The organism is Lactococcus sp. LG606, assembly GCF_017309645.1.
Lineage (GTDB): Bacteria > Bacillota > Bacilli > Lactobacillales > Streptococcaceae > Lactococcus > Lactococcus petauri.
On sequence record NZ_CP071301.1, the window covers coordinates 1993838 to 2006314 of the forward strand.

A 12477-nucleotide genomic window follows, 5' to 3' on the forward strand; every position below is an offset into this window, starting at 1 on the left:
ACGTTTTGAAAAAAGTCAAAGAGCTTTTAATTGGTAAATCTTTAAAGTCAACAGTAGGAGATTCACACCTGTTGACTAAATTACAGGCCTTAGCCATGTTATCGTCAGATGCCTTGTCATCAATTGCTTATGGACCTGAACAAATTCTTTTGGTATTGGTTGCAGTAGGTGCGGGCGCTTCATGGTATTCGATACCTATTGCCTTAATTATTTTGGTTTTACTGTTTGCGCTGATTGGAAGTTATACACAGGTTATTCATGCCTATCCATCAGGAGGCGGAGCTTATCTGGTTTCAACAGAAAATCTCGGTACAATTCCAGGATTAATATCCGGTGGATCGCTTTTGGTCGACTATATGTTGACGGTTGCTGTATCTACAGCTTCAGGAGCTGATGCTATAACCTCAGCTTTACCTGAACTTCATCAGTACAATTTAGAAATCGCAGTTGCTCTTGCTTTACTGCTTATGCTGATGAATCTCCGAGGTTTGCGAGAATCAGCAGCCTTCCTCATGATTCCTGTCTATACATTTATTGTGACGACAGTTGCCCTCTTAGGTGTCGGGGTATTCCGTATTGTATCTGGAAGTTTACCCTACCAAGCGCCAGCTCATATCGGTACAACCGTAGGAGGAGTTTCACTTATCCTCTTGCTCAAAGCCTTTTCAACAGGTTCATCATCTCTGACAGGGGTAGAAGCCATTTCGAATGCTGTACCATTCTTTAAACAGCCGAAAGAAAAAAATGCAGCTAAGACTTTGGTAATGATGGGGATTATTTTAGCAGTGTTCTTCAGTGGTGTTATCTTCTTTGCTTATTGGCTTGGGTTAACACCACGCGGTGATGTGACCATTATCGCCCAAATGGCGCAACAGATTTTTGGAGACAGTGTCTTTGGGCACGCATTCTTCTTTATCTTCCAAATTGCTACAGCTCTCATTTTGGCAGTAGCAGCTAATACAGGTTATTCCGCCTTTCCAATGCTTGCTTTTAATATGGCGAAGAAGAAATACATGCCTCACTTGTTTACTGCTCGTGGGACACGTTTGAGTTATTCGAATGGGATTATCAGTTTGGCTATTGGTGCGGTCATTCTCTTGTTTATCTTTGATGGACAAACAGATCGCCTTATCCCCCTCTATGCTATTGGTGTCTTTACACCATTTACGTTGGCTCAAATCGGTATGGTTGTCCATTGGCGCAAGAAGCTGGGCAGTAAGTTCCTCTTACGTTCTATCCCTAATATTATTGGGGCAATCATTTCTTTTGTCGTGGTGATGATTTTGCTCATTTTCCGCACAGCTGAAATTTGGCCATTCTTTATTGTTTTACCTATTTTGATTTTCTGCTTTATCCGTATCCACAGTCATTATATGAATGTGGCGGAACAATTGCGCTTGCGCAAAGAAACTGCAGAGCATAAGTTTGATGGTAATACAGTTATCGTCTTGGTCGGAAATGTAACAAATGTCGATGTTGGGGCGATTAACTATGCCCGGTCTGTAGGAGACTATCTTATTGCACTTCACGTGTCTACAAAAGAAGATACGGAAAAAGAAGCCGAAATCGAACGTGATTTCAATGAAACCTTCCCAGATATTAAGTTGACCGTTGTACATACCAGCTATCGTAGTATCATCACGCCAGCTGTTCGCTTTATTAATCTCGCTGCAAAACAAGCAAAAGCGCACAACTATACAACTACTGTTTTGATTCCGACTTTCATTCCGTCGAAACCATGGCAAAATATCTTCCACAATCAGACCGGTTTACGCCTCCGTTATTACCTGAACGCTCATGAAGATATCATCCTTTCAAGCTACAACTATCATTTGAAAAAATAAATAATATAAAGTGTTCAAGACAACAAAAAACTGTTGGCTGGAGCGCTTTTTTCTTTACCTTTTAATAAGCAAACAACATCATAGTAAGACGATAAATGAGATGAATGTTATATGTCAATGAATACACAAATTAATTTTTGTTTTTTGTTATAATAGTTGTCATGTTAAATAAGAAGATCATGCCAGGTTTAGGGCTCAGTTTTGTAGTTGCCGTAGTCAGTTACTTTTTTAATCTCTATGTTTTTAAAGGGATGGGTGCAGCCACGATTGCTATTTTATTGGGAATTATTTTGGGGAATGTTTACTTTAAACAACCAGTCCTCTTTGCAGGTACGGCTTGGTCAGAAAAGAAACTTCTTGAATTTTCAGTAATGTTTTTAGGAGCGACAGTTACCTTTCAAACGATACAAAAGCTAGGCTGGAGTGGTATAAGTTTTATTCTTCTACAAATGGTGCTTACAATTGTTTTTGTCATGTTTATTGGAAAGAAACTTGGATTTTCCTTGAAAGTTAATGCGCTAATGGCGTCAGGAAACGCCGTTTGTGGTTCTTCCGCCATTGCGGCAGTTGAGCCAGTCATTGGAGCAGAAGACAAAGACAAGCGAACAGCGATAACTATGGTTAACCTCATGGGGACAGTGTTAATGCTTCTATTACCCGTTTTAGGTACATGGTTCTTTGGAGCAAATGATTTCCTACGTGGTGCTTTGATTGGGGGAACCATTCAGTCTGTGGGACAGGTTGTCGCTTCAGCAACAATGGTGAATGCTGAAACAACAACAATGGCTACCTTGTTTAAAATCATGCGTATCATCATGCTTGTTTTTGTTGTCCTTTATTTTTCTTTCCAAACACGTCGCATAGAGAAAGCACCGACAGGGCAGGAAGGTCAGCTCAAGATCAAGCGCCAATCCTTTCTTCCTTGGTATGTATTAGGATTTATTATTCTGTGTAGTCTGGATACAGTCTTTCAATTTCCAAAAGTAATTACTGAAACGGCACGTTTTATCAGTAGTTGGTGCGAAATTATCGCTTTAGCCGCTATCGGTTTACGTCTTAATCTAGTAGAATTTGTCCGCGCGGGAAGAAAGTTAGCAATCTATGGCTTAGCTGTACTTGTTTTCCAAGTGGGGATTGCATTGGTTTTGATTCGTCTATTATTAACCTAGAAAAATAGCTAATGTGGTATAATAACCTGTACTGAAATTCTCTCAGGAATAAAAAGATAACCTTATATTAAGTAACAAAGGAAAATAAAATGACTATCGTATACGATGAAATTATGGTTCGCTATGGTGAACTTTCAACAAAAGGAAAAAATCGTGGCTTTTTTATCAATCGTTTGGCCAACAACATCAAAGAAGTTCTCGCTGATTTGACAGACTTGAAGATTACAGCGCAACGAGATCGCGCGCATATCCAGTTAAATGGTGCAGACTACGAAGAGGTTTCTCAACGTTTAACTAAAGTTTTTGGGATTCAAAATTTTTCAGCATCCATCAAAGTTGAAAAATCCATCGAAGGTCTAAAAGCAGCAGTTGTTGACTTGATGAAAGAAATTTACCATGAAGGAATGACTTTTAAAATTGCAACACGTCGGGCGGACCATAGCTTTGAACAAGATTCCACAGAGTTAAACATGACTTTAGGTGATGTTGTCTTTGACAATTTTGACTATGCCAAAGTACAAATGAAAAAGCCAGATATCACTCTCCGTGTTGAAATTCGTCTTGAAGGTGCTTATCTTAGTTTCGAAACACTTAAAGGTGCAGGAGGAATGCCTGTAGGAACAGCAGGCCGCGGTCACTTGATGCTTTCAGGTGGGATTGATTCTCCAGTTGCAGGTTACTTGGCTCTTAAACGAGGTGTAGAAATTGAGGCAGTTCACTTTGCTTCACCACCTTATACAAGCCCTGGTGCTTTGAAAAAAGCAAAAGATTTAACAGCAAAATTAACAGCGTTTGGCGGAACAATCACTTTTATTGAAGTTCCGTTTACTGAGATTCAAGAAGAAATCAAAGCCAAAGCGCCACAATCTTATTTGATGACTTTAACTCGCCGTTTTATGATGCGTGTAGTTGACCGCATTCGTGAAGATCGTGGGGGTAAAGTGATTATTAACGGTGAAAGTTTAGGGCAAGTCGCTTCGCAAACATTAGGTTCAATGTCTGTGATTAATGAAGTCACAAACACTCCTGTTATTCGCCCCGTAGTCACAATGGATAAGATCGAAATTATCGATATCGCCGAAAAGATTGATACCTTTAATCTTTCAATTCTACCATTTGAAGATTGCTGTACTGTATTTGCCCCTCCATCACCAAAAACAAATCCTAAACTAGAAAATGTTTTAGCCTATGAAAAACGTTTGGACGTTGAAGGTATGGTTGATCGTGCCGTTGAAGGTATTATGATTAGCCGCATCACGGGCGAAAACTGGGACAAAGCAGAAACCAATGAATTTGACGATTTACTTTGATTTTTGAAAACTGTATCATTAGATGCAGTTTTTAGTCTCTTTGTAGGTAAATAGAAAGGAAATAAATGAAAAATAGAACAAAAGTGCTGCTCACCATTGGTTTATTTACACTCATGTCAACTTTAGACGGCTCGATTGTAAATATTGCCTTACCAACAATGGCGCGTGAGCTAAATGTGTCAACTTCACAGATTACGTGGGTGGTCACAATTTATTTGATCGTTATCAGTGCAATCATCCTTATTTTTGGACGACTTGCGGATTTGATTGGGAAAACAACCGTAACAAGATGGGGCTGGACGATTTTTATTGTCGGTTCGTTATTGGCTGGGCTAAACATCGGCTTAGGCTTACCATTCCTACTCTTTGCACGTGTCGTACAAGCTATCGGAGCTTCCATGTTTATGGCAACAAGTTTTGGGATTGTGGCGCAGGTTTTTCCTGTTGAAAGTCGAGCGCGTGCGATGTCTATCACTTCCATGTTTGTATCTGTCGGCTCGATCGCAGGACCAGCTTTGGGCGGCTTAATTTTACAAGTTGCCTCTTGGAATTATATCTTTTGGATTAATGTTCCGATAGGGATATTGGCCTGGATTTTTGGAAGTCGGGCTTTACCAGAAGATGAAGGGCAAGGCTCTATAAAAGAAGTTGACTTGTCAGGTGGTTTACAAATGACTGCTGTGATCGTTCTTTTATTCATGGCTTTGAATTTTGGCCAAACTTTAGGATGGAATAATCCGCTCTTACTTCTCGGCGTGGCTCTTGGCTTTATACTTTTTGTTAGCTTTATTTTTACGGAGCACCGAAAGGAAAAACCTTTACTTGACTTGGGGATTTTTAAAAACAGACTCTTTTCTTTGAGTCTGCTGATGTCACTTTTAAACTTCACTGTTGCGATGTTTGCTAGCATCTTGCTTCCTTTCTATCTGCAAGATTATCGTGATTATGCGCCTGGTGCGGCTGGCTTTATCATGATGGCCTATCCAGCTGCCATGCTTATTGTGAGCCCAATAGCAGGTGCACTCGCAGATAAAATAGATAAGGAAGTAATTACCTTTGTGGGGATTTCAGGGATTGTTCTTTCTCAGATTGGTTATCTTTTGATTCGAGCAGATTCGCCACAATGGTGGGTGATTGCGATGCTCTTACTCCAAGGTGCCTCAATGGGGGCTTTCCAAAGTCCTAATAATGCTTTAATCATGGAGACAGTAGAACGTAAGTATTTAGGAATAGCAGGCTCTGTGAATTCTTTGATTCGGAACATGGCTTTTGTTTTAGGAACTTCTGTAGCAACCATTACTTTGTTCCTTTCCATGTCCAGTCAACTTGGTTATACGGTAAGAACTTATTTACCAGAACATCCAGATACCTTTTTACAGGGAATGCATATGGCTTTCGTATGCTCACTTGTCCTGACAAGTATTTCTTGGATCTTGGCGGGCGTTCGTCTTTTAGGGCGTAAAAAAATAAAAGAACACCTGAGCGAAGGATAAAGCTCGGTGTTTTTTATTTTCATTTATTTGTTGAAAGTTCATTGTTTGTTGTCTTTTGAACTTTTTTACGTCTCTTTTCAATAAAGTCGTAGAGTAAGGTGTGATGATTACTTGCAAGGGAATAATCCTCTAAAGTATTTACATTTTGACGTAAGACTTTTGCCTCGCCGATCGTTAACTCACCACGGGATTCATACTCAAAGATGGTTTTGCGTTCAAGATAGTAAGCACGCATCATCTCTTTCAGATTATTAGGCTGCGCACGATGTAAAATACCAGTAATATAGCCACCGCGGGCAACAAACTCTGCAGAGCGTAAACGTTCTGCTTGTAGGTAATGGATTAAACGCTCATCGTAAACTGATTCCAGATTGTCCAAAGCTTGAAGGACTAACTCCGTATTAGAAAAGTAAAGCTCGGTAATTTCACGATGTGCTGTAGCATTATCTGGTCGTGTTTTACGGAAACTGAAATCTAGACGGATAATTCTTGAGAAGAAAAAATGAAGCACACGGATGGAAATGGCCGAAGCGAACTGGATACTTGAAACCAAATTATGCGCAACGGATTGTTCCATCGAATGAAGGTATCGCTGATAAGTCCGATAGGTGTACATGGAAATCTCATTTTGTCTCAAGGCATTTTCCAGTCCCTCAGCTTCAAGACGGACGATAAGCAATTGCAATTCATTAAAGTCAATCGAAGTATTTGAACTTTCTTGCTCGATGATGAGTTTTTGAATGCGGTCTTGATAGCTGTCGATAGCAATATTATAACCAAGGCGCGCTTTTTCTTTTGTAACTTGTTTTAGATCATTTTCCAATTCTCGAACGACATCGGCTAAGATAGAAATTTTTACCATGTTGTCAACTTTGACAACTTTTTTGGCAGCGATTAAAGGTAAAACAAATAGTCCAGTTAAAAAACTGAGCGCGGTAACTGCCGCACAGAGAAAGATGATTAAGCTATGCGGGATATCTACTGTCCGTGGCAACAAAAGGACAGTGGCAATGCTGACGGTACCTTTGGAGCCAGCAAAAGTCAGTAACAAGATATCGTTCCAGTAAGCAGAAAAGCTTTGATTGCGACGCAGAGATACATAACGATAATAAACAGCCAACAAGGAAAAGCGAAGGGCAAAAAGACCAATGGTTAAAAGTAAAACCATGAATAAAAGAGAAGTCGTAGAGTAAAGTGGATCAGCAATGAGCGGAAAAACAAGCTGATGTAACTCTATCCCGAGGAAAAGGAAGACTGTTGAATTTAAAACAAAGGTCAGCAAATTCCAGATAGTATTTTTCACTTTTGTGACTTGGGCATCAAAAAGCGTGGTCCTTTTAAGACCGTTGGCTTGCATGACTCCAGCGACAACGACAGCGATGATTCCAGAAACTTCAAGCATATCAGCAATTAAAAATGCAGATAAAGGAAGCATAAGCTCCAAAATAAGGTAACCTGTAACATCTCGGGCATCGACATCCTCAAGAATTCTGAGAATAAAGGACTTCATCCAAACTAGAATGAAACCGACCAGTGCGCCCCCGATTGCAGAGACTACAAGGTCAGCAGAAGCATGAGTTAGGGAAAATTCGCCAGTGACCAGCGCAAGAACCGCAATCTGGAAGGAAATGATACCAGAAGCATCATTCAGCAGGCCTTCACCCGTAAGGATACTCATGACCCGCTTGGGGAAACTAAAGCGTTCAGATAAGGCAGCAACAGCGATTGCATCTGTTGGTGCTAATGAAGCCCCTAAGGCAAAACAAGCAGCCAAAGGTACAGATAAATAAAAGAAATGCGTTAAGTAGCCTAAACCAATAGTTGTAATGAAAACTAAGGGAAAGATAAGCATTAATATCGTTCGAGTATGTTTAAAGATATGTTTGACATCTGCCTCTTCACTCTCACGGAAAAGCAAAGGAGCAATGATGAAGCCCAAGAAGAATTCTGGGTCAACCTGCAAAAGTTTTGACGCACCTAAAAAGCCCAAACATAGCCCAATCACGACTTGAATCAGCGGGAGAGCCAACTTTGGGAAAACTTTATTGATGATATTTGAAATAACTAGAGCAAGAAGAAAAATGATGACATAAAAAATAGTATGGAGCACAAATTTTCCTTTCTTTTGTCTATTTTAGAGCAAGAAGCTGCATTAAAAGTACAGCATATTGGTTATAAGGCTAAAAGGTTACTTTATCTTTTTGAAAAGGTCCTTTTTTTGATTAATCTTCTGATCGATTTTGGCACAGCTCTTTTTACTTAAGAGAGCGCGACAGCGTTTGATCTCAAGCTCTGCTAATTGACGTTTAAGCTTCTCTTTTTTAGTGAAGTCTGATTCACCGCTGTCGATATATTCAAGCCTTTGCTGAAGAAGAGATTGTTTATACTTGATAGCCTCAATTTGATGTTTCAGCTTTGATATTTGTTCATAACTAGCATCTTGCTGATGGAAATCCTTAAGTTTTTGAGACAAGAAAAGTTTCTTCTCTTCGAGAAGATGAAGTGATTCAAGTATTTTGTGTCTTTTTTCCTCTTGTGAAACTGGAGTATAAATCTCACTTTTTTCAGAATCAGAGGTTTCTTCTGTAATTTCTTCTTTTTCTAAATACTGTTCACGTAAATCTCTCAGCATTTGTTCAAAATCTTTATCAGGCATGCTATTATCCTTATAATCTTGTTCTTAAACTCTATTATATCATGATTCAATTAGAAAAATAATGCGTTTGGATTAAAAAAGCAACAGAGAATTCCCTGTTGCTACTTAAATATTAGACTTTAACTTAATAAGTCAAGATGAAATTTTTCTTTTTACCACGGCGAACAACAGTAAGTTGATTGTCGATTTTATCTCCATCAGAGAAGGTGTAATCCAAATCTTGGATACGTTCACCATTGATGTAAATCGCACCGTTTGTTACATCTTCACGTGCTTGACGTTTTGAATTTTCGATTCCGGCAGAAATCAAGAGTTCAATAATATTGAGATTATCGTCTGCTTTCACTTGATATGTTGGTACATCTTTTAAGCCAGAAAGGATTGACTTGGCATCAAGATCTTTCAAATCACCGCCACCAAATAAAGTTTCCGTGATTTTTACAGCTTGCTCGTAAGCGGCTTGTCCATGAACAAGAGTTACAACTTCGCGTGCAAGTACTTTTTGTGCTAAGCGTTCGTGACGTGCAGCCTCAAATTTCTCACCGATTTCAGCAATTTCTTCAAGAGATAAGAAAGTGAAAATTTTGAGCATTTTTACAGCATCATCATCGTTAACATTCAGCCAAAATTGATACATTTCAAACGGAGACGTTTTATCTGCATCGAGCCAAATGGCATTTCCTTCAGATTTACCAAATTTTTTACCTGTTGAGTCTGTAATCAATGGAATAGTGATGACATGTCCAGTTTTTCCAGCCTTACGACGGAGCAGTTCTGTGCCGGCAGTCATATTGCCCCATTGGTCAGAACCACCGAGTTGTAATGTAATACCATGACGTTGGTTGAGCTCGTAGAAATCGTAACCTTGCATAATTTGGTAAGCAAACTCGGTGTAAGAGATACCTGATTCGATACGACTCTTCACTGAATCTTTACTCATCATGTAGTTAATCGTGTAATATTTACCGACATCACGAAGGAAATCAATAAAAGATAAATTTTCGAACCAATTGTAGTTGTTTTCCATCTGAGCTTTATTTTCGCCATTTTCAAAGTCAAGGAAACGTTCCAACTGAGCACGAATTTTATCAGCCCAAGCTACAACAGTATCTTTCGTTTGTAAGCCACGTTCGGCATCTTTAAAAGATGGATCGCCAACAAGTCCAGTAGCGCCCCCAACCAATGGATAAGGTTTGTGCCCAGCCATTTGTAGACGCTTCATTGTAAGAATTAAGACCAGATTACCAAGGTGTAAACTATCAGCAGTAGGATCGTAACCAACATAATAACTTACCATGCCCTCAGTTAAAGCTTCGCGAAGAGCTTTTTCATCAGTGGTTTGGAAAATCAGACCACGTTCTTTTAGTTCGTCAAAAATATTCATGTTACCTCCTAAATTTAGTTAATACTGACAGTTTTGTTATAGTTTCTCTCAGTAATTAGATTAACGTTCTCATTATATCAAAAAAAAAGGAAAAATAGGGGCGAAAAAAGAGCCTAAGTTTGGTATAATATGTATTATGAAAAAAGATCAAGAACAGTCGAAGGAACGTGCACAGGCACGTTTGCAGGCTAAAATGGAGAAAAAGCGTGCTAGCAAAACGCAGGAAAGTCGTAAAAATTCTCCGAAAAAGCCTCAAAAACCTAAAAAAGTTCAAGCAGATGTAGAAGAAGGGAAAACAACACTTCAGACTATTTTTTCAGTCGTGCGTGGAGTAGTTGTCATTTTTGGTGTGCTTTTTCTTTTAGTTGGTGTATTTGGCGCTGCGGCAGGTGTGGGATATTTTGCTCGCCTTGTTGAAAATACCAAAGTTCCAAGCAAGGAGCAACTTCTCGAGCAGGTTAATAATATTCACGGTGTTTCAGTCATGAAATACAGTAATGGTGAAAATATTTCTGATATTTCCAGTGATTTGGTAAGGATTAATGTAGCAAGCAACCAAATTTCAGAAAATGTGAAAAAAGCTCTGATTGCGACAGAAGATGAAACCTTTAAGACGAACAGTGGTGTTGTGCCCAAAGCAGTAATTCGAGGCGTTCTGGGTGCCGTAGGTGGCGGTACAAGCTCTGGTGGTTCAACGATTACGCAACAGTTGGTAAAACAGCAGTCTCTTGGAGACAGTGTCACTTTCCAACGCAAGGCCAGCGAGATTGTTTATGCACTGCAGCTTAATCAATATTTAAGTAAAGATGAAATTTTAACGGATTATCTCAATGTCTCACCATTTGGGCGAAATAATCAAGGGAAAAATATTGCGGGTGTCCAAGCCGCTGCCCAAGGGATTTTTGGTAAGTCTGCTAAAGATTTAACCGTGCCAGAAGCAGCTTTTATTGCTGGATTACCACAAAGTCCAATTGTTTACTCTCCTTATAATGTGGATGGTTCGCTCAAATCAAAAGAGCTACTCTCTTATGGCTTAGCTCGTCAACAAAATGTCCTGTTTAACATGTATCGTGCAGGATATTTGACTCAAAAAGATTACGAAAAATATAGTGCTGTGGATATCTCGCAAGCATTTCTGCCTTCACAACCACAAGATTCTGTAGCACATGGTTATCTTTATAATGTTGTGTACAGTGAAGCCCTTAATCACGTCTATGATTATCTGATTAAGAGGGACAAGGTTTCGGCAACAGAACAAGGAAATGATAGCACCAAGCAAAAATATCGTGAATTAGCCGCGCAAGCCTTACAAACTGGTGGTTATACTATCACAACAACAATTAATCGTGGTGTGTATGATGCCATGCAAAATGCTGTAGCGCAGTATGGCGGTATTTTACAGGACGGTACAGGTGAAGTTCAAGCCGGAAATGTACTCATGGATAATAAAACAGGAGCAGTACTTGGCTTTATTGGTGGTTTAGACTATGCAACCAATCAAAACAATCATGCCTTTGATACGAAGCGTAGTCCAGGTTCTTCGATTAAACCAATCTTAGCTTATGCACCAGCAATTGATTTGGGATTGATTGGGTCAGCAAGTATGCTGAGTAACTATCCAACAAGTTTCTCTGACGGTACTCCAATCTTGCACGTTGGCGAAACAGGAACCGGAATGGTAAGTCTTAATGAAGCTTTAGGCGTGTCATGGAATATCCCTGCGCATTGGACCTATCAAGCCATTCTTGATTCTGGCAATAGCGTGGAACCTTACATGAAGAAGATGGGCTATTATGTGCCAGACTACAGTGTGGAATCTCTTCCACTCGGTGGTGGTATTGAGCCAACTGTGGTGCAACATACCAATGGCTACCAAGCCTTAGCTAATGGCGGGGTTTATGAGCCACACTATGTTGTCCAAAGCATAAAAGACGACTCCGGTAAAGATATCTACGAACATAAGAGTCAAGCAGAGAGAGTCTTTTCACAAGCAACATCAACAATTACTGAGGATCTTTTACGTAATGTTTTGACCTATGATGTCAGTCGTCGTACAACAAACTTTTTACAAGATTTACAAGCCATTAATCCAACACTTGCAAGTAGCGTGGATTGGACAGGCAAGACAGGTACTTCCAATGATTATGTAGACGGTTGGCTCATGCTTTCAACGCCCAAAGTATCCCTTGGAGGTTGGATTGGTCATGATAATAATACGCCGATGGGCAGCAAGACAGCTGCGGTCAATAATGGTACATATATGGCAAACTTGGTCAATGCAATCGCAGCAGCGGATCCAAATGTGTTTGGTCCTGGTGAAAAGTTCCCAGAACCAAGTAAAGATCCAGATGTAATTCAGAGCACTGTTCTTAAGTCGACCGGTCAAAAACCAGGCACTGTAACCGGAGGGAATCTTAAAAATGTTAAAGTCTCCGGTGAAACAACCACAAGTTATTGGGCTAAAAACGGAGCACCTGTGACACAATTCAAGTTTGGAATTGGTGGTACAGAGGCGAATTATAATGACGCGTGGAACAGAATTTTAGGAACTAGAAAATAGTAAAAAAGAGAGGGTATTCGCTCTCTTTTTTTGCTCTGAGGTAGTTTCTGGGTGAGAGAAC

At 39.8% G+C, this 12477-nt stretch carries 8 protein-coding genes; 5 read left to right on the forward strand and 3 right to left on the reverse strand.

Features of this window, described 5'->3' with window-relative positions; all coding sequences use genetic code 11:
• Window positions 1-5: 5 nt before the first annotated feature.
• The 4 genes from J0J35_RS09845 to J0J35_RS09860 all read left to right on the forward strand — a co-directional run bounded on the left by J0J35_RS09845 (window position 6) and on the right by J0J35_RS09860 (window position 5816).
• A complete protein-coding gene (locus tag J0J35_RS09845; protein WP_019291372.1) occupies window positions 6-1844 on the forward strand; it encodes an APC family permease in 1839 nt (612 codons plus the stop codon).
• A 179-nt stretch (window positions 1845-2023) separates the two neighbouring features.
• Complete coding sequence (locus J0J35_RS09850) at window positions 2024-3013, forward strand: YeiH family protein (RefSeq protein WP_206918204.1); 990 nt, start codon at window positions 2024-2026, stop codon at window positions 3011-3013.
• 89 nt (window positions 3014-3102) lie between these two features.
• Entirely contained in the window at window positions 3103-4323 is a 1221-nt protein-coding gene (thiI, locus tag J0J35_RS09855) for a tRNA uracil 4-sulfurtransferase ThiI (protein ID WP_117516762.1), read from the forward strand.
• A gap of 65 nt (window positions 4324-4388) precedes the next feature.
• A complete protein-coding gene (locus tag J0J35_RS09860; protein ID WP_206916821.1) occupies window positions 4389-5816 on the forward strand; it encodes an MFS transporter in 1428 nt (475 codons plus the stop codon).
• A gap of 19 nt (window positions 5817-5835) precedes the next feature.
• On the opposite strand, the gene J0J35_RS09865 is transcribed toward J0J35_RS09860, so the two are convergent.
• The 3 genes from J0J35_RS09865 to tyrS all read right to left on the reverse strand — a co-directional run bounded on the left by J0J35_RS09865 (window position 5836) and on the right by tyrS (window position 9856).
• Window positions 5836-7926 carry a sodium:proton antiporter gene (locus tag J0J35_RS09865; RefSeq protein ID WP_019291366.1) on the reverse strand — a complete coding sequence of 697 codons (2091 nt, stop codon included), beginning with the start codon at window positions 7924-7926 and terminating at the stop codon, window positions 5836-5838.
• A gap of 78 nt (window positions 7927-8004) precedes the next feature.
• A complete protein-coding gene (locus tag J0J35_RS09870; protein ID WP_206916823.1) occupies window positions 8005-8472 on the reverse strand; it encodes a hypothetical protein in 468 nt (155 codons plus the stop codon).
• A 124-nt stretch (window positions 8473-8596) separates the two neighbouring features.
• Window positions 8597-9856: a tyrosine--tRNA ligase gene (tyrS, locus tag J0J35_RS09875; RefSeq protein WP_019291364.1), complete on the reverse strand. Its 1260-nt coding sequence runs from the start codon at window positions 9854-9856 to the stop codon at window positions 8597-8599.
• 136 nt (window positions 9857-9992) lie between these two features.
• Between tyrS and J0J35_RS09880 the strand changes: the two genes are divergently transcribed.
• Complete coding sequence (locus tag J0J35_RS09880; protein WP_019294208.1) at window positions 9993-12416, forward strand: transglycosylase domain-containing protein; 2424 nt, start codon at window positions 9993-9995, stop codon at window positions 12414-12416.
• Window positions 12417-12477: the final 61 nt, after the last annotated feature.